This is a genomic window from Nocardioides gansuensis (genome assembly GCF_003076135.1).
Taxonomy (GTDB): Bacteria; Actinomycetota; Actinomycetes; order Propionibacteriales; family Nocardioidaceae; genus Nocardioides; species Nocardioides gansuensis.
Map to the genome: position 1 here is coordinate 1 of NZ_QDGZ01000012.1, position 23,393 is coordinate 23,393.

The window sequence follows — 23,393 nt, forward strand, 5'->3', positions numbered from 1 at the left end:
AGTTACGGCGGCCATAGCGAAAGGGAAACACCCGGTCCCATACCGAACCCGGAAGTTAAGCCTTTCAGCGCCGATGGTACTGCAACCGCGAGGCTGTGGGAGAGTAGGACGCCGCCGGACAAACATTTGGAAGAGGGTCACCCCGAGAGGGGCGGCCCTCTTCTGCATTTCAGGGCAAGCGCATTGCCGTATCCCGGCCAGATGTCGTCCACAGCAGGGCCCGGCGTCGCGTTCTCCACAGGCGTTCGGCTCGCCCGCGCTGGTGTGTCGGAGCCGCGGTGGATCATCTGGCGTGGAGGTGATGTGCAATGTCTGCACGAGAAAAGGACGCGGCTCCCGACGAGCTGGTGCCGGTCAACGAGGTCCGGCTCGTCGGCCGGCTCACGGCCGCTCCGGCGCAGGTGGAGCTGCCGAGCGGCGACCACCTGACCACGTTCCGGGTGGTGGTGGACCGTCCGCCGGGCACGTCCCGTCAGCGCGTCGACACCCTCGAGTGCGCCGTCTGGTCCGCGCGGGTCCGGCGCACGGTGGCCCGGTGGGGGCCGGGCGACGTGGTCGAGGTGAGTGGTGCCATCCGCCGGCGATTCTTCACCGCCGGCGCCGGAAAGGCGTCCCGGGTGGAGGTGGAGGTCGCCGGGGCTCGGGTCATTCGTCGTGCACGGAGCGCATGAGCACGCCGAGGCTGGGCTTGGGCTGGAAGGAGGTGGCCTTCTCCGGCAGAAGCAGGCCACGGCCGATGATGTCGCGCACCTGGCCGTAGTCGGTGGCCGGGAGCAGGACTCCGGTCACCTTCGAGCTCGCCGCCGACATGGCGTCCTCGGCGGAGTGGTGGTGGTCGATGCGCTTCGGAGGAGTCGGCAGGCGCGGGATCAGCTGGTCGAGCAGCCACCCCAGTGCGAGCTCGACCGGGGCGCCGGCGAGGTCGAGGACGGCCCAGCTGCGTCCGTTGGTGACCACGAGCGTGTGGGGCTCGAGGGCGTTGAGGGCTTCGTGCTGGGGCAGCTCCCGGACCCGGGCGCCGGCTTCCCTGGCCGCGGCCGACACCGCGGCCAGGGGCGTCCCGACCAGTGTGCGGTGGATGGGGCCCAGGAAGAGCGGGGTGTCCTGCTGGTCGACGAGCATGGCCAGGCCGCGGTCCCACGGGGTCCCGGGCCGTTCCTCCTGGAGGGCGAGGTAGGCGGCGTAGCGGTGATGGCCGTCGGCGACCAGGGCGTCGGTGGCGGCCAGTCCCTCGTTGACACGGTCGAGCTGGCCGGGATCCCGGATCGCCCAGATCCTGTGGTGCTGGCCCGCCTGGTCGGTGAAGTCCCACCCGGGCTCTCCGGAGCCGACCTCGTCGACGACGGCCCGGATCTGGGGGGTGCCGTCGTGGACGAGGAGGATGGGTGCGGGGTTCATGCCCATCTCGGCCATCCGGCGTGCCAGCTCCGACACCTGGCCGGGGTGGATGCCCTCGTGCGGCCAGACAGCCCGCTCCTCGATGCGCGTAGCCCGCCGCGACAGGTCGAGTGCGCCGACGAGCCCGCGGATGCTGAGCCCGGCAACCGTGTACTCGTGGAGGTAGAGGCCGAAGGCGGTGTCCTGGCTGACGTGGCCTCGTGACTGCCAGCCCGCCAACCGCTCGGCGACGGCGCGGTAGGGTCGCGCGAAGGCGCGTGCCGACGCGGGGTCGCCGACCCGGCCGGGGGACAGCGTCAACGCCCTGAACGGTGCCAGTCGAAGGGGCTTCGCCACGGAGGGCGGGGCGACCACGGCGTCGACGTCCATCGAAGCATCGTAGGGGGCAGGCCGAGTCGGACGAGGGAAGGGGTGGGAGTGCCGGAGACGTCCCTGCTCGGGTCGACCCAGGGAGCCCTGCTCGGGCTCCATGACCTGGTCATGTTCGACCTCGACGGGGTCGTGTACGTGAGCGGGCATGCCCTCGACGGCGTACCGGAGCGGCTCGAGCGGGTGCGTGCCGCGGGCGTGCACCTGGCCTTCGTGACCAACAACGCCTCGCGCACGCCTGAGCAGGTCGCCCAGCACCTCGAGGAGCTCGGCGTACGCGCGGAGGCCAAGGACGTGGTGACCAGCGCCCAGGCGGCGGCCCGCCTGCTGGTCGAGCGGTTCGGTGCGGGCGCGCGCATCCTGATGCTGGGCGGCGAAGGGCTGCGGTCCGCGCTGGAGGCGGAGGGCCTGGTGCCGCTCGAGGAGCCCGACGACGTCGTGGCGCTGGCAAGCGGATACGGGCCCGACGTGCGCTGGCGCGACATCATGCGCGCCGCCACGCTCGTGCGAGACGGATTGCCCTACGTCGCCAGCAACACCGACCACACCATCCCGACGTCCTACGGCCTGGCGCCCGGACACGGGGTGCTGGTGGGGACGATCAGCGGCTTCGCCGGAGTGGAGCCCGTCGTGGCCGGCAAGCCGGCACGCCCGCTCATGGAGGAGACGATCCGGCGGGTCGGCGGATCACGGCCGCTGATGGTGGGCGACCGCCTCGACACCGACATCGAGGGTGCCCACGCCGTGGGCGTCGACTCGCTCCTGGTGATGACCGGCGTGACGCACCTGGTCGACCTGGTGGCGGCGGGCCCGCACCTGAGGCCGACCTATGTCGCCGCCGACATGGAAGGCCTGTTCGAGGCGCACCCGGCGCCGGCGTGGGCCGAGGCAGCAGCCACGCTGGGCGGCTGGCGGGCCATCGTGGAGGAGGGTCGGCTGCACGTCGAGGGCTCGGGCAGCTCCTCGGACTGGTGGCGGGTCGTGGCCGTGGCGGCGTGGCGCCACCTCGACGACGCGGGCCAGCCCGTGGACATCGAGGGACTCTCGCCACCGGTCGCGTCCGAGGCGGCGGCGCGCGGGTAACCTCGGCGGCATGGACGAGCAGCCCACCGAGGACCAGGCACCCGAGACCGCCGTCGAGAGCCCGGTCGAGAGCACGGGCGTGCCCGCGGTGGACGAGGTGCTCGGCAGCCTGCACCGGCTTGCGGACCTGCCGCTGGACGAGCACGTCGGCGTCTTCGAGCAGGCCCACGACCGGCTTCGCCGGGCCCTGGACGCGCAGCCGGACAGCTGACGTGCCACCTCGTCGGCTCAGACTGGACGCCGAGCTGGTCCGCCGTGGGTTGGCCCGGTCGCGCGAGCACGCCAGCGAGCTGATCGCCGCTGGCCGGGTGACGGTCTCCGGCGCGGTCGCGACCAAGCCGGCCACCGGGATCACGACCGACGTCGCGATCGTGGTGCGCGACGACCCCGAGCGGGAGGAGTACGTCTCCCGTGGCGGGCACAAGCTGGCCGGGGCCCTCGCCGCCTTCGCCGGGCACGGGCTCACCGTGACGGGGAAGCGTTGCCTCGACGCCGGCGCCTCCACGGGCGGCTTCACCGACGTGCTCCTGCGCAACGGGGCCCGGGAGGTGGTCGCGGTCGACGTCGGCTACGGCCAGCTGGCCTGGTCGCTGCGCAACGACCCCCGCGTCGTGGTCCACGACCGCACCAACATCCGCGACCTCACCCCGGAGCTGGTCGGCGACCCGGTCGACCTGGTGGTGGGTGACCTCTCGTTCATCTCGCTGCAGCTGGTGCTCGACCCCCTGCTCTCCGTCACGGCGCCCGAGGGGGAGCTGGCGCTGATGGTCAAGCCGCAGTTCGAGGTCGGCAAGGACCGGGTCGGCAAGGGCGGAGTGGTCCGTGACCTCGCCCTCCGCGCGGAGGCCGTCGACGACATCGCCCGTGCCGCGGCGGGCCGGGGCTGGGGCGCGGTCGCCGTCACCACGAGTCCGCTCCCGGGGCCCTCGGGCAACGTGGAGTTCTTCCTGCTGCTCAGGAAGGGCGCCCCGACCATCGGCGCGCCCGACATCGAGGCCGAGGTGGAGCGCAGCCGGTCACTGGGGGTGGCGGGTGAGAAGGTGGACCCGTGACCCCGACCCATGCCCGCCGCCGCGTGCTGCTGCTCGCCCACACCGGCCGAGCCGACGCCCGGGACGTGGCGCGTGCCTGCGCCAAGTCGCTCACCTCCCACGGCATCGTGGTGCGGCTGCTGGAGCAGGAGGCGGCCGACCTGGCGCTGGACCCCGCGGCGTACGACCCGGTGATCGAGACCGTGGGACCCGAGTCGCTGGCCGGGGAGGGTTGTGAGCTGGCCCTGGTCATCGGCGGCGACGGCTCGATCCTGCGGGCCGCCGAGCTGACCCACGCCAGCGGCACGCCGCTGCTGGGCGTCAACCTCGGGCATGTCGGCTTCCTGGCCGAGGCCGAGGAGGAGGACGTCGAGTCGACGATCGAGGCGATCGTCTCCCGACGCTACGCGGTCGAGGAGCGGCTCACGCTGGACGTCCGGGTGCTGCGCGACGGAGAGGTCGTGACGACCACGTTCGCCCTCAACGAGGCCAGCGTGGAGAAGGCCGCGCGCGAGCGCATGCTCGAGGTCGTCGTCGAGATCGACAACCGCCCCCTGTCCCGGTGGGGCTGTGACGGCGTGGTCTGCGCGACGCCGACCGGCTCGACCGCCTACAACTTCAGCGCCGGCGGACCCGTGGTCTGGCCGGCCGTCGAGGCGCTGCTGATGGTGCCCATCAGTGCGCACGCGCTCTTCGCCCGGCCGATGGTGGTGGCACCGACCTCCGTGCTCGCCGTCGAGGTGCTGGCCAACACCGAGGGCGCGGGCGTGCTCTGGTGCGACGGCCGGCGCGCCGTCGACCTGCCGCCCGGGGCGCGCATCGAGGTGCGCAAGGGCGCCCGGCCGGTGCGGCTGGCGCGGCTCCACGAGGCGCCCTTCACCGACCGGCTGGTGGCCAAGTTCGACCTGCCCGTCGAGGGCTGGCGCGGTGCGTCCGAGCGCCGGCGCCGCGACGCGGGGGACAGCGATGCTTGAGGAGATCCGGATCTCCTCGCTCGGCGTGATCGAGTCCTCGACGCTCGAGCTCGGGCCGGGCCTCACGGTCATCACCGGGGAGACCGGCGCCGGCAAGACGATGGTCGTCACCGCGCTCGGCCTGCTGCTCGGCGGCCGTGCCGACAGCGGGGCGGTCCGCAACGGGGCCAAGGCGGCACGCGTCGAGGGCGTCGTGGCCACGGGGTCGCTGCCCGACTTCGTCACCGCCGTCGAGGACGTCGGCGGCGACACCGAGGACGGACAGGTCGTCCTGGCGCGCAACATCGCGGCCGAGGGCCGCTCCAGGGCCTGGGTCGGCGGCGCCTCGGTGCCGGTCGCCCGACTGGGGGAGGTCGCCGAGCCCCTGGTCGCCGTGCACGGTCAGAGCGACCAGCACCGGCTGCTGCGGGGGGCGGCGCAGCGCGACGCGCTCGACCGGTTCGCCGGCGAGGCCGTCGCGGGGCCCGCCGCCCGCTTCGCGGAGCTCTACGAGCGCCTCGGTGCCGTGGAGACGGAGCTCGAGGACGTCCACCGCAACGCCCGCGCCCGGATGCTCGAGGCCGACCAGCTGCGTCTCGGGCTCAGCGAGATCGAGGCGGTGGCGCCCGAGTCGGGCGAGGACGTGTCCCTGGCGGCCGAGGAGCAGCGCCTCGGCTTCGCCGACACCCTCCGCGCCGCCGCCGAGCAGGCCCGGGAGGCCCTCTCCAGCGACCAGGACGCCCCGGACGCCCTGGGCACCACGTCCGCGGCGCGTCGCTTCCTCGAGGCCGTCCGTGACCACGACGCCGAGGCTGCCGACCTCGCCGACCGGCTGGCCGAGGTGAGCTATCTGCTCTCCGACGTGGCGGCCGACGTCGCGTCGTACGCCGCGCGGCTGGACTCCGACCCCGCGCGCCTAGCCGCCGTGAGCGAGCGGCGGGCGGCGCTGACCGCCCTGACCAGGAAGTACGGCGACACTGCCGACGAGGTGCTCGCCTGGGCCGAGCAGGCTGCCGCCCGGCTGCTCGACCTCGACGACACCGACGGACGCGTCGAGCGGCTGACCCAGCAGCGCGACGAGCTGCGCGCCGAGCTCGCGCAGGTCGCCGCCCAGCTGACGGCCGCGCGCACCGAGGCTGCCCAGCGGCTCTCGCGGGCGGTCAGCGACGAGCTCACCCTGCTCGCCATGCCGCACGCCGAGGTGACGATCGCCGTGCGCCAGCAGGAGATCGCCGTGCCGGAGACGCTCACCCGCAAGGCCCTCCAGGTCGACGGACGCTGGGTCGCCGCCACCGCGACGGGCGTGGACGAGGTGGAGTTCCTCCTCGCGGCCAACACGGGTGCCGATGCCCGGCCGCTCGCCAAGGGGGCCAGCGGGGGCGAGCTATCCCGCGTGATGCTGGCGCTCGAGGTCTCCCTGGCCGAGACCAGCCCCGTGCCGACGTTCGTCTTCGACGAGGTCGACGCCGGCGTCGGCGGCAAGGCGGCGATCGAGGTCGGTCGCCGGCTGGCCATGCTCGCCCGCCGGGCCCAGGTGCTGGTGGTGACCCACCTGCCGCAGGTCGCGGCGTACGCCGATCGGCACGTCGTCGTCGCCAAGAGCAGCGACGGCACCGTGACCACCTCGGGCCTGACAGTCCTCGACGAGACCGGCCGCGAGCGGGAGCTCTCGCGGATGCTGGCCGGGCTCGAGGAGTCCGACACGGCGCTGGCCCACGCCCGCGAGCTGCTCCAGACCGCTGCCGCGGCCCGCGACGCGTGACCCGCGGCGTGCCTCCCCAACGGGCAGCTGCCGGCTGACACCATGGGTCCGTCATGAGGATTCCCACCCGTCAACGCACCGCCCCCGACCTGCCCGGCGTCCTCGGTCCCGCGCGCTCGGCCCACCGCACCGCCCTGCTGCTCGCCCGGGTCGGACCCGGCGACGTGGCGGTCCTCGACCACCACGACCTCGACCGGGCCACCGCCCAGGCGCTCGTCGACGCGGGCGTCGTCGCGGTGCTCAACGCCGTGCCGATGATCTCCGGGCGCTATCCGGCGCTCGGCCCCGAGGTCCTCGTGCAGGCCGGTGTGCCCGTCGTGGACTCACTCGGCCAGGTGGCGCTGGCCCGCCTCCCCGACGGCGCCCAAGTCCGCGTCCACGAGGGCACGGTGCTGGTCGGCGATGAAGTGGTCGGCGACGGCCGGGAGGTCGACCTGCCGCTGGTGCGCGCCGAGATGGAGCGTGCCCGGTCGAGCATGCGGGCCCAGCTGGAGAGCTTCACGCACAACAGTGCGGAGTTCCTGCGCCGGGAGGAGGACGTGCTGCTGCACGGCCGGGGCATCCCCCGGCCCTCCACCACCCTGGCCGGCCGGCCGGTCGTCGTGGTGGTGCGCAGCCACGACTGGCGCTCCGAGCTCGCCGGCATCGCGCCGTTCATCCGCGAGCAGCACCCGGTCCTGATCGGGGTCGACGGAGGGGCCGACGCGCTCCGCGAGGCCGGCCACCGCCCGGACGTGGTGGTGCTCGGCACCGTCGACCCCGACGAGCTGCCGACACGTGAGGCGCTGCGCAAGGCCGCCGATGTCGTCGTACTCCTCGAGAGGGGCGCGGCACGGTCACTCACCGAGCCGCTCGTCCGGCTCGGCATCAAGCCCGTCGTCTTCGAGACCGGGGCGACCAGCGAGGACGCGGCGCTGCTGCTCGCCGACGCGGCGGGCGCCGCCCTGATCGTGGGCGTGGGCATGCCCGCCACCCTGGACGAGTTCCTCGACCGTCGGCGCGCAGGCCTCGCCAGCACCTATCTGACCCGGCTCAAGGTCGGCCAGCGGCTCGTCGACGCCGCGGCCGTGCCCCGCCTCTACGACGGCAGCGTGCGGCCCCGCCACCTGGCGGCGCTCGCCGTCACCGGCCTGGTCGCGCTCGGCGCGGCCGTCGGCGTCACGCCGGTCGGCCAGGAGTGGGGCGACGCCCTCGCCACCACCGCCACCCAGCTCCTCGACACCCTCCAGGGAAACTTCCAGTGATCACGTTCCGCCACCACCTGACCAGCCTCGTCGCCGTCTTTCTCGCGCTCGCGGTCGGCATCGCCCTCGGCGGCGGTCTGCTGCATGAGCAGGTGGCGTCGGGGGACGCGGACCCGGAGGCGGCGGGTGCGCCGCAGGCCGACCCGCGCGGGGCGTACGCCGACGGCTTCGCGGCCGCGGTCGCGCCCACCCTGCTCTCGGGCAGGCTCGCGGAGCGGTCCGTGGCCCTGGTGACGCTGCCGGGCGCGGACGAGAACGTCGTAACCGCGCTGTCCGAGCAGGTCGCCGCGGCGGGGGGCTCGGTCACCGCGCGCTTCAGCCTCACCGACACCTGGACGACCCCGGAGCAGAAGTCCCTGGTCGACACGCTCGGCAGCCAGCTGATGACCCAGCAGCCGGAGGGCTCCGTGGCGGCCGAGGCCACGACGTACGACCGGGTCGGCGAGCTGCTCGGCGATGCGGTGGCGACGACCGAGGAGTCCGCCACGGAGCTCAACGGGAAGTCCCGTGCGGTGCTCGACAGCCTTGCCGGCGGAGAGCTGCTCACTGCTCCGGAGGAGGTCGCGAAGCGGGCGCCTCTCGTGCTGCTGGTGCTCGGTGAGCCACCCGCGGCCGAGGGCGGCGACGCGATCCTCGGCGGCCTGGTGACCGGACTGGCCCGCGCAGCCCGCGGGGTCGTGGTCGCGGGCACGACGGCCGACGGGGGAGATGGCCAGCTCGGCCGGCTCCGCGGCGATCCGGTGGCGGCCCAGGTCGCCACGGTCGACGGGATCGACACGGCCGCCGGCCGGACCGCCACCGTGCTCGCCGTCGCGCGGTCCCACGACGCGGACGGCGGAGCCTTCGGTGCGTCGGGTGCGGACGGCGCCGCCCCGCTGGGGTAGGCTAGAACCCCGTGAAGAACGCGACGCGCACCAAGCACGTATTCGTGACCGGAGGCGTCGCCTCCTCTCTCGGCAAGGGGCTCACGGCATCCAGCCTCGGCAACCTGCTCAAGGCGCGTGGTCTGCGCGTGACCATGCAGAAGCTGGACCCCTACCTCAACGTGGACCCGGGCACGATGAACCCGTTCCAGCACGGTGAGGTCTTCGTGACCAATGACGGGGCGGAGACCGACCTCGACATCGGACACTACGAGCGGTTCCTCGACACCGACCTCAACCAGATCGCCAACGTCACCACCGGGCAGGTCTACTCGACCGTGATCGCCAAGGAGCGCCGCGGCGACTACCTCGGCGACACGGTGCAGGTGATCCCGCACATCACCAACGAGATCAAGGACCGCATCCTCGCGATGGGCGGTCCGGAGATCGACGTCGTGATCACCGAGGTCGGCGGCACCGTCGGCGACATCGAGTCGCTGCCCTTCCTCGAGGCCGCGCGGCAGACCCGCCACGAGATCGGCCGCGACAACTGCTTCTTCATCCACGTCTCCCTGGTGCCCTACATCGGTCCGTCCGGTGAGCTGAAGACCAAGCCCACCCAGCACTCGGTGGCCGCGCTCCGCTCGATCGGCATCCAGCCCGACGCCGTCGTGTGCCGCGCCGACCGCGAGCTGCCCGACGGCATCAAGCGCAAGATCTCGCTGATGTGCGACGTCGACGAGGAGGCGGTCGTGACGGCCGCCGACGCCCCGTCGATCTACGACATCCCCAAGGTGCTGCACCGCGAGGGCCTCGACGCCTACGTCGTACGCCGCCTCGACCTCCCGTTCCGCGACGTCGACTGGACCGACTGGGACGACCTGCTCCGCCGCGTGCACCACCCGAAGGAGGAGGTCACCGTCGCGCTGGTCGGCAAGTACATCGACCTCCCCGACGCCTACCTCTCGGTCGGCGAGGCACTGCGCGCCGGCGGCTTCGCGCACGAGGCCAAGGTGCACGTGCGCTGGATCGCCTCCGACGAGTGCGACACGCCGCAGGGGGCCGCGAAGCACCTCAGCGACGTCGACGCGGTGCTCGTCCCGGGCGGATTCGGCATCCGCGGCATCGAGGGCAAGCTCGGCGCGCTCCACTACGCCCGCACCCACGGCATCCCCACCCTGGGCCTGTGCCTGGGCCTGCAGTGCATGGTCATCGAGTTCGCCCGCAACGAGGCCGGCCTGGAGAAGGCGGGCTCGACCGAGTTCGACCCCGGCACGCAGGAGCCGGTGATCTCGACGATGGAGGAGCAGAAGGCCTACGTCGACGGCGCCGGCGACCTGGGCGGCACGATGCGCCTGGGCCTCTATCCCGCCGCGCTCGAGCCCGGCAGCGTCGTGCGCGAGGTCTACGGCGCGGCGCAGGTCGAGGAGCGCCACCGCCACCGCTACGAGTTCAACAACCTCTACCGCGACCGGCTCGCCGAGGCCGGCCTGGTCTTCTCGGGCACCAACCCTGACCTCGACCTCGTCGAGTTCGTCGAGCTGCCTCGCGGGGTGCATCCCTACTACGTCGCCACCCAGGCGCACCCCGAGCTGCGCTCGCGGCCGACTCGGCCGCACCCGCTCTTCGCCGGCCTGGTCGGCGCGGCGATCGAGCGCCAGCGCGAGCTGCGCTTCCCGATCGACGAGTCCGGGCTGCACCGCGCCGACGAGGACTGAGCCCTCGTTCTGTCGGGATCTCAGCGCTGGCGTGCCTCGAGGATGCGCGAGAGCACGAAGTTGTTCGCGTGCAGCTGGTTGCGGGCGTAGGCGCTGATGCGCTCGTCGCTCGCGGCCTCCTGGGCTCGAGCCAGGAACTCGGCGTTGCCCGCACCGAGCGGGTACATCGCCCGGATCACGACGCCCTGGTTGAGCAGGCCGCCCTGCAGGCTGCGCAGCTCGTCGAGGTAGCGCAGCGCGAACGGGGCGAGCAGCTCGGCCTGCTGGGGCCGCCAGAACATGGCGCCCAGCTCGAGCGTCTCGCGGCTCGCCGGCACGGAGTAGTCGACGAAGAAGGCCTTCCAGACCTCCTCCTTGGACTCGACGTGCGGGTGTGCCGCCAGGACGCGGAGCCGCTTGGTGTGGGCGTCTGGGTCAGGGTCGGACTCGAGCAGGGCCTGGACCGCCTCCGGGTCGTGCTGGTCGAGCTCGGCCCGGCGCGCGGCCATCCGCCACGCGAGGTCGGTGTCGGTGGCCGCCTCCACCGCCTCCTCCAGGGCGGCCCAGTGGGCGTCGGTGGATGCCGTCACGGCCAGCGTCCGCAGCGCCGGCTGCCGGTGCTCCGGCAGCTTGGACAGCGCCAGGGTCACATCGGCGAGCTCCGCCACCAGCGCGGGCGACTCGGCGGCGGAGGCCCACCTGCCTGCGAAGGCCGCGCCCATCAACAGGAACGGCTCGATCAGGGCCGGGCTGCGCTCGGCCGCCAGTGCCCGGGTGGTGGCCCGGGCCGCGTCGCGCGGAGCCAGCTCGCCGAGGAGCAGCAGCTGGGTGCAGGTGCCGATGACCAGCGCCCGCGACGTCGCGTCGGGCAGCTCGGCCACGCGCTCCAGCATCAGCCGCAGCGACGTCGGGTCGGGCCGGACGGCGGCGAAGGTCAGGTCGCCAGCGTTGAGCAGCCGCAGGTCGCCCTCGGGCAGGTCGAGCTCCACCCGCGGCGCCGTCATCTCGACCGACATGGTGCCGGTCGGCCGCAGGCGGTCGCCCGACGCGTCGTACGACGCCACGTCGAGGCGGTGGGGCCGCGGGTCCTGGTCGTCGGGGGACTCCGCCACCAGGGTGCTGCCCTCGAGGCTGATGACGTCGGTGCCGGCCCGGTCGAGCCACGCGGTCGTCCACTCGCCGAGGTCGCGGCCGGCGGCCGCGCCGAAGGCGCTCATCAGGTCGTCGAGGACGGTGTTGCCCCACGCATGGTCGCGGAAGTAGCTGCGCAGGCCCTCGACGAAGGCGTCCTCGCCGATGTAGGCCATCAGCTGCTGGAGCACGCTCTGGCCCTTGATGTAGGTGATCGCGTCGAAGTTGGCCATCGCGGACGCGACGTCCGGCACGTCGCCCCGGATGGGGTGGCGGCCCGGGCCCATGTCCATCTCGTAGGCCGTGCGCTTGAAGAGCGCGAGGAAGCTGCCCCACTGCTCGTCGAACTCCGTCGCGCGGGCCAGGCTCCAGTTGGACGCCCAGGAGGCGAACGCCTCGTTGAGCCAGAGGTCGTCCCACCAGCGCATGGTGACGAGGTCGCCGAACCACATGTGCGCCATCTCGTGGTGGATGAACTCGGCCCGCACGTCGCGCTGGTTGTGGGTCGGGGGAGTGCGGAACAGCTGGCTGTCGCCGTAGGTGACGCAGCCCCAGTTCTCCATCGCGCCGCCGAGGTTGGGCACGAAGACCTGGTCGTAGCGCTCCTGCGGGAACGGCATGCCGAACTTCTCGCCGAAGAACGCCAGGCCCTGCCGGGTGAGCGTCACCAGCTCCTCGAGGTCGCGCTCGAGGTGGGGGACCAGCGACTGGCGGCAGAAGAAGCCGAGGTCGTAGCCGTCGTGCTGCTGGCGGACCTCGTGGAACGGGCCCGCGTTGACCACGACGACGTACGTCGAGAGCCTCGGGGTGTCGGGGAAGGTCCAGACCCTGCCGGCTTCGGTCTCCACGACCGACTCGGGGGCGCCGTTGGACGTCACCAGCCAGGTGTCCGGCGCCGTGACGACGAAGTGGTGCGGGGCCTTGAGGTCGGGCTGGTCGAAGCAGGCCCACAGCCGCCGCGCCTCGTCGGGCTCGAGGCTGGTCCAGACGTAGACCAGCCCGTCGGTCGGGTCGACCGTGCGCAGGATGCCCTCGCCCTTGCCGGTGTTGCGGGTGCTCGCCTCGACGACGAGCACGTTGTGGGCGGCCAGGTCGTGCAGCGGCAGGCGGCCGCCCTCGGCGGTCGTGATGTCCAGCTCGGCACCGTTGAGGGTTGCGCGCGTGATGTCGGCGGCGCAGTCCACGAAGGTCGCCGCCCCGGGTGAGGGGCAGCTGAACGTGATCGTGCTCGTCGAGGTGAAGAGGTGGCCCTCGAGGAGACCGGTGAGGTCGACGTCGATGTCGTAGCGGTCCACGGTGACGAGGGCTGACCGGGTCGCGGCCTCCTCGCGGGTCAGGGTGAGCAAGGTCATGGAGGTGACCGTATCCCGCGGCGACCAGCGGGATACGGTCGGAGCCATGCATCCCGAGGTGAGGGGCGAGGCGGTCGCCGACCGGCCCGCGAGCTGGCCGGTCGTCAGCAGCAGGGACGTCCACCGTGACTCCTGGGTGGTGGCCGTGCGCGAGGACGTCGTGACGCGTCCGAGCGACCCGGACGACCGCTTCGTGCGGCTCTCGGTGGAGCACCCGGGGGCGGTGGTCGTGCTCGCCGTCGACGCCGACGAGCGGGTGCTCTGCCTGCGCCAGTACCGGCACACTTCGCAGCACGACTTCGTCGAGCTCCCCGCCGGCCTGCGGGACGCGGGTGACGAGCCTCCGGTCGAGACGGCCAAGCGCGAGCTGCGCGAGGAGGCCGAGCTGCAGGCGACCTCGTGGCAGCTGATGCTGAGCACCTACGCCAGCGCCGGCATCACCAGCGAGGTGCACGAGATCTTCCTGGCGCGCGGGCTCTCCCACGCACCACGAGGAGACTTCGCGATGCTGCACGAGGAGGCCGAGATGGAGGTCTTCTGGGTGCCGATGGCCGACCTCCTCGAGGCCGTCCTCGACGGCCGGGTCCGCCAGGGGCCCCTCGTGCAGGGCGTGCTCGCCTACGACGTGCTGAAGCGGCGCGGGGGTCTCGCCCCGATGTGACGTCGGTGGGCGGTAGTGTCGTGCCGCTGTGACACTAGTCACGGCGAGCGGACCGGACGGCAGGGAGGCCACGCGGTGAAGGTCGGCGTACCGAAGGAAGTCAAGAACCACGAGTACCGGGTGGCACTCACGCCCGTCGGGGTGCACGAGCTGACTGCCCACGGCCACGACGTGTACGTCGAGCAGGGCGCGGGCCTGGGGTCCCAGGTCCCCGACGAGGAGTACGCCGCGGCAGGCGCCACGATCCTCGACACCGCCGACGACGTCTGGGGCCACGTCGACCTGGTCCTCAAGGTGAAGGAGCCCGTCGCCGAGGAGTACCACCGCCTGCGCGAGGGCCTCACCCTCTTCACCTTCCTCCACCTCGCGGCCGACAAGCCGCTCACGGAGAAGCTGCTGGCCCGCAAGGTCACCGCGATCGCCTACGAGACCGTCCAGCTGCCCTCGGGCGCGCTGCCGCTGCTCTACCCGATGTCCGAGGTGGCCGGCTGCCTGGCCCCGCAGGTCGGCGCGCACGCGCTGCTCAAGGCCCAGGGCGGTCGCGGTGTGCTGATGGGTGGCGTGGGCGGCGTCGCCAACGCCAAGGTCGTCATCATCGGTGCCGGCGTGTCCGGGCAGAACGCCGCCAACATCGCCCTCGGCATGGGCGCCGACGTGACGCTGCTCGACACCGACCTGGACAAGCTGCGACTGTCCTTCTGGCGCTACAACAACCGCGTCCACGGGCTGGCCTCGTCCAGGCTCGCGATCCAGCAGCAGGTGCGGGAGGCCGACATGGTCATCGGAGCCGTGCTGATCCCCGGTGCCGCGGCGCCCAAGCTGGTCAGCAACGAGCTGGTCTCGCAGATGAAGCCGGGCTCGGTCCTGGTCGATATCGCCGTCGACCAGGGCGGCTGCTTCGAGGACACCCGGCCGACCACCCACGCCGACCCGACGTTCCAGGTGCACGGCTCGACGTTCTACTGCGTGGCGAACATGCCCGGCGCGGTGCCCAACACCTCGACGTACGCCCTCACCAACGCGACCCTGCCCTATGTCGTGGCGCTGGCCGACAAGGGCTGGCAGCAGGCCTGCCGCGACGACCACAGCCTCGCGCTCGGCCTCAACACCCACGCCGGGCAGCTCACGAACGCGCCGGTCGGCGAGGCGGTCGGCATCGAGGCAACCGCACCGGAGGCCGTGCTCGCGTGATCGACCGCGCCGTCCGGACCTATCTCGACCACCTGGGCGTGGAGCGCGGGCTGGCGGCCAACACGCTCACGTCGTACAAGCGCGACCTGCGGCGCTACGTCGAGTTCCTGGACGGCCGGCAGATCAGCTCCTTCGACGAGGTGACAGAGGACGTCGTCGCGGACTTCCTGGTCAGCCTCCGCGAGGGTGGGCCGGACCACCCGCCGCTGAGCTCGACGTCGGCGGCTCGCACGGTGGTGGCGGTCCGCGGCTTCCACAAGTTCGCGGTACGGGACGGGCTGGCGACGGCCGACCCGGCCAGCGGCGTGAAGCCGCCGGCGCCGGCGAAGCGGCTGCCGAAGGCCCTGCCGCTGTCCGACGTCGAGGCGATCCTGGACGCCGCGGGCGCGCCGGGCACGCCACTGGCGCTGCGCGACCGGGCCCTGCTGGAGCTGCTCTACGGCACGGGGGCGCGCATCTCGGAGGGCGTCGGCCTGGACGTGGACGACCTCGACGCCGTCGACGGCACCGTGCTCCTGCGCGGCAAGGGCTCCAAGGAGCGGCTCGTGCCCGTGGGCGGCTATGCGCTGGCCGCGGTGGACGCCTACCTGACCCGGGCCCGGCCCGGGCTGGTCGCCCAGGGCAAGGGCACCCCGGCCCTGTTCCTCAACGCCCGCGGCGGGCGGCTGTCGCGGCAGAGCGCCTGGGCGGTGCTGGCCAAGGCAGCCGACCGGGCCGGTGTCACCAAGGCGGTCTCGCCGCACACGCTGCGCCACTCCTTCGCCACCCACCTGCTCGACGGCGGCGCCGACGTGCGCGTCGTGCAGGAGCTGCTGGGCCACGCCTCCGTCACCACGACGCAGGTCTACACCCTCGTCACCGTCGACAACCTCCGCGAGGTCTTCGCGACGGCCCACCCGAGGGCCCGATGACCGGCCGGCCCGTGCGCGCCGCGTCCGCAGCCCTCGTGCTGGGGCTGCTCGCCGGTGCCTGCACGGGCGGTGGGGAGCCGACGCCCGCGGAGCCGTCGCCCACTCGGCCGACCGCGTCCGCCTCGCCCACCGAGAGCCCTGCCGAGGAGTCGTCGGCTGCCACGCCGTCGCCCTCGGAGACCTCGCGGTCTCCCTCGCCGGTCTCGGTCCCGGCGCTCTTCGAGCGCACCTACCGCGGCGGTGGCCTGCGGCTCGGGGCTGTGCGGGAGCAGACGGCCGCCTACACGTCGTACGACGTGACCTATCGCAGCGACGACCTGACCATCTCAGGCGTGCTCAACGTCCCTGCCGGCAGGGGCCCCTTCCCAGCGGTCGTGCTGGCGCACGGCTACATCGACCCGGCCTACTACGTCCGCGGCCAGGGGATGACCCGCGAGCGCGGCTACCTCGCCGAGCGCGGCTTCGTCGCGCTGCACGTCGACTACCGCAACCACGCCGAGTCGAGCGACGACGCCAGCATGGTGAGCCTGCTGCGGCTCGGCTACGCCGTCGACGTGATCAACGCCGTGCATGCCCTGCGCCGCACGCAGGCGGTGCCGGTCGACGACGACCGGCTCTTCCTGATGGGGCGCTCGATGGGCGGGGGAGTCGTGCAGACCGCGCTCGTCGCCCAGCCCGGCCTGGTGTCCGCGGCGGCGCAGTGGGCGCCGGTGAGCTCGCGCGCCGCGGAGAACTTCGACAGGTGGATCCGCCGCGATCCAGGCCGGTCGGGCCTGGTGGACGCGATCAGTCGCCGGTTCGGGCTGCCCGAGGACGCGCCGAGGTTCTGGCGCGAGATGAGCCCGCGCACCTACTTCCACCGGGTCACCGAGCCGGTGCTGACCGTGCAGGGCGGCTCCGACGACACCTGCCCGCCGCGGTGGGCCCGCGCGACCCACCGGGCCCTGCTCCGGGCTGGGGCCGACTCGACGCTCGCCTGGTACGCCGACGAGGAGCACGCCTTCGGGCCCCGTTTCTTCGGGGCGATGGACCGCACGGTGGCGTTCTTCCGCGCCAGCTCACGGGGCTGAACGGCGGCAGGGTTGAATGGGGCAGGTGCCCTCCCTCGACGTCCCCACCACGACCGACGCCGACGAGGTGTACGACGTCTTCGCGGCGTGGGTGGAGGGGCAGGGCCTGACCCTCTATCCGCACCAGGACGAGGCAGTCATCGAACTGCTCGGCGGCAGCCACGTCATCCTCGCGACGCCGACGGGGTCGGGGAAGTCGCTCGTGGCGACCGCGGCGCACGCCTCCGCCCTGGCTCGCGACCAGGTGAGCTTCTACACCGCTCCCATCAAGGCGCTGGTGAGCGAGAGGTTCTTCGCGCTCTGCGAGGTCTTCGGCGCCGACAACGTCGGCATGCTCACCGGCGACGCGTCGGTCAACGCGGATGCGCCGATCATCTGCTGCACCGCCGAGGTGCTGGCCAACATCGCGCTGCGCGAGGGCCGCACCGCCGACGTCGGCCTCGTCGTGATGGACGAGTTCCACTTCTACGCCGAGCCCGACCGCGGCTGGGCATGGCAGGTGCCGCTGCTCGAGCTCGGGGACGCACAGTTCCTGCTCATGTCGGCCACCCTGGGCGAGATCGGCTGGCTCGCGGACGACCTCACCCGGCGTACGGGCCGCGACACCGCAGTCGTCGACAAGGCCGAGCGTCCGGTGCCGCTCCACTTCACGTGGTCGATGGTGCACCTCGACGAGGCGCTGGAAGAGCTGGTCACCACCGGCCAGGGGCCGGTCTACGTCGTGCACTTCACCCAGGCGGCCGCCGTCGAACATGCGACGGCGCTGCTGAAGGGGCGGGGTCTCGATACGCTCGCTGGCGCTCGCTACTCGACCACCGATCGCGAGGAGCGCCGGGCCCAGATCAACGAGCGGATCGCGAGCGTGCGCTTCGGCCCCGGGTTCGGCCGCACCCTGGCGAAGCTGCTCAAGGCCGGCATCGGCGTCCACCACGCGGGGATGCTGCCGAAGTACCGCCGCCTGGTGGAGCAGCTCGCGCAGGCCGGGCTGCTCCAGGTCATCTGCGGCACCGACACCCTCGGCGTGGGCATCAACGTGCCGATCCGCACCGTGCTCTTCACGGGGCTGGCGAAGTTCGACGGCAGCCGCCAGCGGGTGCTCCGCAGCCGCGAGTTCCTGCAGATCGCCGGGCGGGCAGGACGCGCGGGCTTCGACACGGCCGGCTACGTCGTCGTGCAGGCGCCGGAGCACGTGATCGACAACGAGAAGGCGAAGGCCAAGGCCGAGGCGAAGAACGCCGCACCAGGCGCCAACCCGAAGCGGAAGTCCAAGGCACAGCTGAAGAAGCCGCCCGAGGGCACCGTGGTCTGGACCGAGCAGACCTACGACAAGCTCGTGGCCGGGACGCCCGAGCGACTGGCGTCGCGGATGAAGGTCGACAACGCGATGCTCGTCAACGTCCTCAGCCGCGAGGAGGACGCCTTCCCGGTGCTGCGGCGGCTGCTCATGGACAACCACGAGGAGCGGCGCCAGCAGCTCAAGCTGGCCCGGCGTGCGCTGCGGCTGACCCGCAGCCTGCTCGGCTCGGGCACCGTCACCCGGCTCGACCAGCCGGACGAGCACGGACGGCGGTACGTGCTGACCGTCGACCTGCCCGACGACTTCGCGCTCAACCAGCCGCTGTCGCACTTCGCCCTGGCCGCGCTCGACGTCCTGGATCCCGAGGCGCCGACGTACGCCCTCGACGTCGTCTCGGTCATCGAGTCCGTCCTCGAGGCGCCGCGCCAGGTCCTCTTCGCCCAGCAGCACGCCGCCCGCGGGGAGGCGATCGCGGAGATGAAGGCGGACGGCCTCGAGTACGACGAGCGGATGGCGCTGCTGGAGGAGGTGACCTGGCCCCAGCCGCTCCGCGAGCTGCTCGAGGGCCTCTACGAGACCTACCGGCAGCTGCATCCGTGGCTGCGCGAGGACGCCCTCTCACCCAAGTCGGTGGTGCGCGAGATGTGGGAGCAGGCGATGTCGTTCACCGACTTCGTCGCGCGCTACCAGCTCGCGAGGTCGGAGGGGCTGGTGCTGCGCTACCTCACCGACGCCTACCGGACGCTGCGGCAGACCGTGCCCGAGGCGCACCGGTCGCCCGAGGTCGAGGAGATCGTGGAGTGGCTGGGGGAGACCGTCAGGCAGACCGACTCCTCCCTGCTCGACGAGTGGGAGGCACTGGCAGATCCCGACCACGCGCCGCCGGACGTCACCGAGCACGTGCCGCCCGCCCCGCCGCGCCGGCTGTCGTCGCAGCGGGTGTTCGAGGTCATGGTGCGCAACGCGATGTTCGCGCGCGTGCAGGCCTGTGCGCGGGACGACATCGACGCGTTGGTGCGGCTCGAGCGCGAGGCGGCCGACCGGGTGGAGCCGGCCCGCTCGGTCGTGATGGGACGCTCGGCCTGGGACGCGGCCCTCGAGGACTACTACGCCGAGCATGACTCCGTGCTCACCGACGCCGACGCACGCGGCCCGGCTCTCGTATCGCTCGCCCCGGAGCGGGTGGGGGAGCCGCCGGGGGCCGAGGAGCGCACCACGGCCCGGCTGCGCGACGTACGCCAGACGATCCACGACCCCGAGGACCACCACGACTGGGTGGTCGAGGCGGTCGTGGACTGCGACGCCTCCGACGAGTGCGGCGAGCTGGTGCTGGTGGCCACGTCGATGCGACGGCTGGACGGTTGACGCTGCCTCCACAGGCTTGTGCACAGGCGGCCTCGACCTGTGCACGGGAACGGGGCCCGGTGCACAGATTTCCGCCGTGGGGTGGGGGAATCCGCCCGAGTGTTGTGACCCCCGGGGGAGGGGCATAGGGTCACGCGGAACGGCGGGGGATCTGTCGCCGTGTCGACAAAGTTTCGGCGCCTTCACGTGGTGCAATCGGAGCAGCAAGGAGCGAGGAGCAGACATGGACGACGGTGGGTTCTCGGGTTTCCACGGACAGGGCACGAGTGCCTCCGAGATGCCGCCGCTGGTCCGGCCGCCCGCACCGCCTACTCCGGGAGCCACCGAGATGTCAGAGCCCATTCCGTTCCGGAAGCCCGAGCCCGAGCCTCTCGTGGCCAAGGTCGAGCCCGAGCTCGGCCCGACCGGACGCCCGATGCCGGTGCTGCCCGAGCCGAAGCCGGTCACCGAGCACGGCCAGGCCCGGGTCGTGTCGATGTGCAACCAGAAGGGTGGCGTCGGCAAGACGACCACGACGATCAACCTGGGCGCCGCGCTGGCGGAGTACGGCCGCAAGGTGCTCCTCGTCGACTTCGACCCGCAGGGCTCGCTGTCGGTCGGGCTGGGCCTCAACCCCCACGAGATGGACCTGACGATCTACAACCTCCTGATGGAGCGCGACGTGCGTCTCGAGGACGTCGTGGTGCCGTCCGGTGTCCCCGGCATGGACCTGCTGCCGTCCAACATCGACCTGTCGGCCGCCGAGGTGCAGCTGGTGCACGAGGTCGCCCGCGAGCAGACCCTGGCCCGCGTGCTCGCCCCGGCGCTCGAGGACTACGACGTCATCCTCATCGACTGCCAGCCCTCGCTCGGCCTGCTCACCGTCAACGCGCTGACGGCCTCCCACGGCGTGATCGTGCCGCTGGAGTGCGAATACTTCGCGCTCCGCGGCGTGGCCCTGCTCAAGACCACGATCGACAAGGTGCGTGAGCGCCTCAACCCGCGCCTGGAGATCGACGGCGTGCTCGGCACGATGTTCGACGGCCGCACGCTGCACGGGCGGGAGGTCATGGAGCGCCTCGTCCAGGCCTGGGGCGACACGGTCTTCCACACGGTGATTCGCCGGACCGTGAAGTTCTCCGACTCCACCGTCGCCGGCGAGCCGATCACCAGCTATGCGTCGTCGTCGACCGGCGCCGAGAGCTACCGCCAGCTCGCGAAGGAGGTGCTCGTCCGGTGGCCCGACGAGTGAGCCTGCCTGCCGCCGACGACCTCTTCCGCGAGACCGCCCCCGCCCCGTCCGGTGACGAGGGGCCTCGCGCCCGCGCCGTACGCGCCGTCGCCGACGAGCCGGAGCCGGCACCGGGCCCCTCGAGGCGGCCGAGCGGGCGCGTCCGGCACGACGAGAAGATGACGGTCTACGTCACCTCCGACGAGCTCCTCGACCTGGAGCACACCCGCCTGGCGCTGCGGCGCGAGCACGGCCTGGCCGTCGACCGCGGCCGCCTGGTGCGCGAGGCGGTGTCCCTGGTGCTGGCCGACTTCGAGGCGAACGGCCTCGACAGCGCGCTGGTGCGGCGGCTCACCGAGGAGTGAGTGCCACGATGACTGACCTCGCTGTGCCGGCGGCCGAGCCCGGCAGCGAGGCCCCGGCCTTCGCCGTCACCCTCGACAACTTCGAAGGCCCCTTCGACCTGCTGCTGAGCCTGATCGCCAAGCACAAGCTCGACATCACCGAGGTGGCGCTGTCGAAGGTCACCGACGAGTTCATCGCCCACGTGAAGGCGGGCGGGCCCGTCTGGGACCTGGAGCAGACCACCTCCTTCCTGCTCGTGGCCTCCACCCTGCTCGACCTCAAGGCCGCGCGGCTGCTGCCGCAGGGCGACGTCGAGGACGAGGAGGACCTCGCGCTGCTCGAGGCGCGCGACCTGCTCTTCGCCCGGCTCATGCAGTATCGGGCGTTCACGCAGGTCGCCGGCGTGCTGGAGAGGCGGCTGGCCGAGGAGTCGAAGCGGCACCCGCGCCAGGTCGGGCTGGAGGACCGCTTCGCCGGCCTCCTCCCGGAGGTGCTGATCGGCATCGGCCTCGAGCAGTTCGCCCAGCTCGCCGCCAAGGCGATGGAGCCCAAGCCGGTCCTCGAGGTGTCGCTGAACCACATCCACGCCGCGAAGGTCAGCGTGCGGGAGCAGGCGGCCCTCGTCGTCGACCGCCTGCGCCGCAACGGCACGATGACGTTCCGCGCGCTCTGCGGCGACTCCCCGGACCGGCTGACGACCGTCGCCCGCTTCCTGTCGCTGCTGGAGCTGTTCCGGGAGGGCGCCGTGTCCTTCGAGCAGGTCACGCCGCTCGGCGAGCTCTCCGTGCGCTGGACCGGGGCCGAGGACGGCGAGATCGAGATCAACGACGAGTTCGACGGTGCTCCGCCGGACGCCGAGGACGACGTGCCGCTGCCGGAGTCGGAGGAGAATGATCAGCATGACTGAGGACACCATGGCCGAGGTGGCCCCCGAGACCCTGGAGGTCGCGGTCGCGGAGCTGCGGCCCTCTCTGGAGGCCATCCTGATGGTCGCCGACCAGCCCCTCGACAAGGTGCAGCTCGCGTCCGCCGTGGGCCACCCGGTCGGCGACGTCGAGGAGGCGCTGCACGCGCTGGTGGCGGAGTACGCCGAGCAGGGACGCGGCTTCGAGCTGCGCAACGTGGCCGGCGGCTGGCGCTTCTACAGCCGCGAGGAGTACGCCGCGGTGGTGGAGGGCTTCGTCCTGGAGGGACAGCAGGCCCGGCTGACGCAGGCGGCGCTCGAGACACTCGCGGTCGTGGCCTACAAGCAGCCGGTCTCCCGGGCCCGGGTGTCCGCGATCCGTGGCGTCAACGTCGACGGCGTGATGCGCACCCTGCTGACGCGCGGCCTGGTCGAGGAGGCCGGCAGCGACGAGTCCTCCGGGGCCAACCTCTACCGCACCACGACCTACTTCCTGGAGCGGATCGGGATCACCTCGCTCGAGGAGCTGCCCGACCTCGCGCCGTACCTGCCCGACATGGACGACATGGAGGACGAGCTGGCGGCCATGGCCTCGGCGTCCTCGCCCGACCCGGGCCCGGGGCCCGCCGCATCGCCGGAGCCAGAGCCAGAGCCAGAGCCGGCACCCCAGCCGAGCCAGCCGAGCCAGCCCACCCACCCGGCGCCGCACAGCGGTGACGGCACCGAGCCCGACGGGGGCACCGAGATCACGTGAAGCCGCACGACCAGACCCCCTCCCAGCCGGCCTCGCAGCGGCCGGAGACCGACGACGAGGGCCTGATCCGCCTGCAGAAGCTGCTCGCCCAGTCCGGCGTCGGCAGCCGCCGCAAGTGCGAGGAGCTGATGCTCGACGGCCTCGTCGAGGTCGACGGTGAGATCGTCACCCGGCTCGGCACCAAGGTCGACCCTCGCACCGCGGTCATCAGGGTCGACGGCAAGCGCCTGCCGCCGATCAGCGACAAGGTCTACCTCGTCCTGAACAAGCCGCGCGGCGTCGTCTCCACCATGTCCGACCCCGAGGGGCGCAGGTGCCTGGGCGACCTGGTCGCCGACCGCCCGGAGCGGCTCTTCCACGTCGGGCGGCTGGACACCGACACCTCCGGGCTGATCATCCTCACCAACGACGGCGACTTCGCCCAGCGCCTCGCGCACCCCTCGCACGAGGTCGACAAGACCTACGTCGCCGAGGTCGAGGGAGAGCTGACCCGGGGGACGATCGCCCGGCTGCTGGGCGGGGTCGAGCTCGAGGACGGTCCGGTCCAGGTCTCCTCGGCCCGGCTCGTCGGCGGTGACCCGGTCAAGGGCGGGATCGGGCGCACGATCGTCGAGCTGGTGATCCACGAGGGCCGCAACCGCATCGTCCGGCGGCTGCTCGACCACGTCGGCCACCCCGTACGCCGCCTGACCCGCACGCAGATCGGCCCCGTCTCGCTCGGGCGGCTCGGGGTGGGGGAGATGCGCGAGCTGACCGTCGCCGAGCTGGGCGAGCTGATGGACGCCGGCGAGCTCTGAGCGCA

At 72.6% G+C, this 23,393-nt stretch carries 21 protein-coding genes and 1 rRNA gene; 20 read left to right on the forward strand and 2 right to left on the reverse strand.

Going from position 1 to position 23,393, the window contains the following annotated elements:
* Positions 1 to 3 precede the first annotated feature (3 nt).
* Positions 4 to 120: ribosomal RNA gene (rrf, locus tag DDE18_RS20740) — 5S ribosomal RNA — on the forward strand.
* A gap of 188 nt (positions 121 to 308) precedes the next feature.
* On the forward strand, positions 309 to 671 hold the full coding sequence (locus tag DDE18_RS20745; RefSeq protein WP_116574239.1) for a single-stranded DNA-binding protein: 363 nt from the start codon (positions 309 to 311) through the stop codon (positions 669 to 671).
* On the opposite strand, the gene DDE18_RS20750 is transcribed toward DDE18_RS20745, so the two are convergent.
* A complete protein-coding gene (locus DDE18_RS20750; RefSeq protein ID WP_165821273.1) occupies positions 646 to 1,767 on the reverse strand; it encodes a DUF1015 family protein in 1,122 nt (373 codons plus the stop codon). The genes DDE18_RS20745 and DDE18_RS20750 overlap by 26 nt on opposite strands.
* A gap of 48 nt (positions 1,768 to 1,815) precedes the next feature.
* Here DDE18_RS20750 and DDE18_RS20755 point away from each other — a divergent pair, with 48 nt between their 5' ends.
* Genes DDE18_RS20755 through DDE18_RS20790 form a run of 8 tightly spaced genes read left to right on the forward strand, consistent with a single transcriptional unit; the run spans position 1,816 to position 10,421 of the window.
* On the forward strand, positions 1,816 to 2,850 hold the full coding sequence (locus DDE18_RS20755) for an HAD-IIA family hydrolase (RefSeq protein WP_245916915.1): 1,035 nt from the start codon (positions 1,816 to 1,818) through the stop codon (positions 2,848 to 2,850).
* A 10-nt stretch (positions 2,851 to 2,860) separates the two neighbouring features.
* Positions 2,861 to 3,061, forward strand: a complete 201-nt coding sequence (locus DDE18_RS20760; RefSeq protein WP_116574244.1) for a hypothetical protein — start codon at positions 2,861 to 2,863, stop codon at positions 3,059 to 3,061.
* Position 3,062: 1 nt separating this feature from the next.
* On the forward strand, positions 3,063 to 3,902 hold the full coding sequence (locus DDE18_RS20765; protein ID WP_116574246.1) for a TlyA family RNA methyltransferase: 840 nt from the start codon (positions 3,063 to 3,065) through the stop codon (positions 3,900 to 3,902).
* Positions 3,899 to 4,855, forward strand: coding sequence for an NAD kinase (locus tag DDE18_RS20770; protein WP_211754670.1), 957 nt, complete (start codon positions 3,899 to 3,901; stop codon positions 4,853 to 4,855). The genes DDE18_RS20765 and DDE18_RS20770 overlap by 4 nt, the downstream gene beginning before the upstream one ends.
* Positions 4,848 to 6,596, forward strand: coding sequence for a DNA repair protein RecN (gene recN / locus DDE18_RS20775; protein ID WP_116574350.1), 1,749 nt, complete (start codon positions 4,848 to 4,850; stop codon positions 6,594 to 6,596). The genes DDE18_RS20770 and recN overlap by 8 nt, the downstream gene beginning before the upstream one ends.
* A 53-nt stretch (positions 6,597 to 6,649) precedes the next feature.
* Positions 6,650 to 7,840 (forward strand): putative cytokinetic ring protein SteA, encoded by a 1,191-nt coding sequence (steA, locus tag DDE18_RS20780; protein ID WP_116574248.1) that lies wholly within the window; start codon positions 6,650 to 6,652, stop codon positions 7,838 to 7,840.
* Positions 7,837 to 8,724 (forward strand): copper transporter, encoded by an 888-nt coding sequence (locus DDE18_RS20785; protein ID WP_165821274.1) that lies wholly within the window; start codon positions 7,837 to 7,839, stop codon positions 8,722 to 8,724. The genes steA and DDE18_RS20785 overlap by 4 nt, the downstream gene beginning before the upstream one ends.
* 11 nt (positions 8,725 to 8,735) lie before the next feature.
* Positions 8,736 to 10,421 (forward strand): CTP synthase, encoded by a 1,686-nt coding sequence (locus DDE18_RS20790; protein WP_116574251.1) that lies wholly within the window; start codon positions 8,736 to 8,738, stop codon positions 10,419 to 10,421.
* Positions 10,422 to 10,441: 20 nt separating this feature from the next.
* On the opposite strand, the gene pepN is transcribed toward DDE18_RS20790, so the two are convergent.
* Entirely contained in the window at positions 10,442 to 12,883 is a 2,442-nt protein-coding gene (pepN, locus tag DDE18_RS20795) for an aminopeptidase N (protein WP_165821275.1), read from the reverse strand.
* 46 nt (positions 12,884 to 12,929) lie between these two features.
* Between pepN and DDE18_RS20800 the strand changes: the two genes are divergently transcribed.
* The 10 genes from DDE18_RS20800 (at position 12,930) to DDE18_RS20845 (ending at position 23,388) form a co-directional block, all read left to right on the forward strand.
* Positions 12,930 to 13,544: an NUDIX domain-containing protein gene (locus DDE18_RS20800; protein WP_116574352.1), complete on the forward strand. Its 615-nt coding sequence runs from the start codon at positions 12,930 to 12,932 to the stop codon at positions 13,542 to 13,544.
* 75 nt (positions 13,545 to 13,619) lie between these two features.
* Positions 13,620 to 14,735 (forward strand): alanine dehydrogenase, encoded by a 1,116-nt coding sequence (gene ald / locus DDE18_RS20805; RefSeq protein WP_116574254.1) that lies wholly within the window; start codon positions 13,620 to 13,622, stop codon positions 14,733 to 14,735.
* Positions 14,732 to 15,646, forward strand: coding sequence for a site-specific tyrosine recombinase XerD (gene xerD, locus DDE18_RS20810; RefSeq protein WP_116574256.1), 915 nt, complete (start codon positions 14,732 to 14,734; stop codon positions 15,644 to 15,646). Before ald ends, xerD begins: the two co-directional genes overlap by 4 nt.
* The gene (locus DDE18_RS20815) at positions 15,643 to 16,716 is read left to right on the forward strand and encodes an alpha/beta hydrolase family protein (protein WP_116574258.1); all 1,074 of its coding nucleotides are present in this window, start codon (positions 15,643 to 15,645) and stop codon (positions 16,714 to 16,716) included. The genes xerD and DDE18_RS20815 overlap by 4 nt, the downstream gene beginning before the upstream one ends.
* A gap of 16 nt (positions 16,717 to 16,732) precedes the next feature.
* Positions 16,733 to 19,378, forward strand: coding sequence for a DEAD/DEAH box helicase (locus tag DDE18_RS20820; RefSeq protein WP_116574259.1), 2,646 nt, complete (start codon positions 16,733 to 16,735; stop codon positions 19,376 to 19,378).
* Positions 19,379 to 19,706: 328 nt separating this feature from the next.
* Complete coding sequence (locus tag DDE18_RS20825) at positions 19,707 to 20,609, forward strand: ParA family protein (protein WP_425437590.1); 903 nt, start codon at positions 19,707 to 19,709, stop codon at positions 20,607 to 20,609.
* A complete protein-coding gene (locus DDE18_RS23480; RefSeq protein WP_211754671.1) occupies positions 20,594 to 20,953 on the forward strand; it encodes a hypothetical protein in 360 nt (119 codons plus the stop codon). Before DDE18_RS20825 ends, DDE18_RS23480 begins: the two co-directional genes overlap by 16 nt.
* An 8-nt stretch (positions 20,954 to 20,961) precedes the next feature.
* The gene (locus DDE18_RS20835; protein ID WP_116574261.1) at positions 20,962 to 21,840 is read left to right on the forward strand and encodes a segregation and condensation protein A; all 879 of its coding nucleotides are present in this window, start codon (positions 20,962 to 20,964) and stop codon (positions 21,838 to 21,840) included.
* Positions 21,833 to 22,591: an SMC-Scp complex subunit ScpB gene (scpB, locus tag DDE18_RS20840; RefSeq protein ID WP_116574263.1), complete on the forward strand. Its 759-nt coding sequence runs from the start codon at positions 21,833 to 21,835 to the stop codon at positions 22,589 to 22,591. The genes DDE18_RS20835 and scpB overlap by 8 nt, the downstream gene beginning before the upstream one ends.
* The gene (locus tag DDE18_RS20845) at positions 22,588 to 23,388 is read left to right on the forward strand and encodes a pseudouridine synthase (RefSeq protein ID WP_116574265.1); all 801 of its coding nucleotides are present in this window, start codon (positions 22,588 to 22,590) and stop codon (positions 23,386 to 23,388) included. The genes scpB and DDE18_RS20845 overlap by 4 nt, the downstream gene beginning before the upstream one ends.
* Positions 23,389 to 23,393 lie beyond the last annotated feature (5 nt).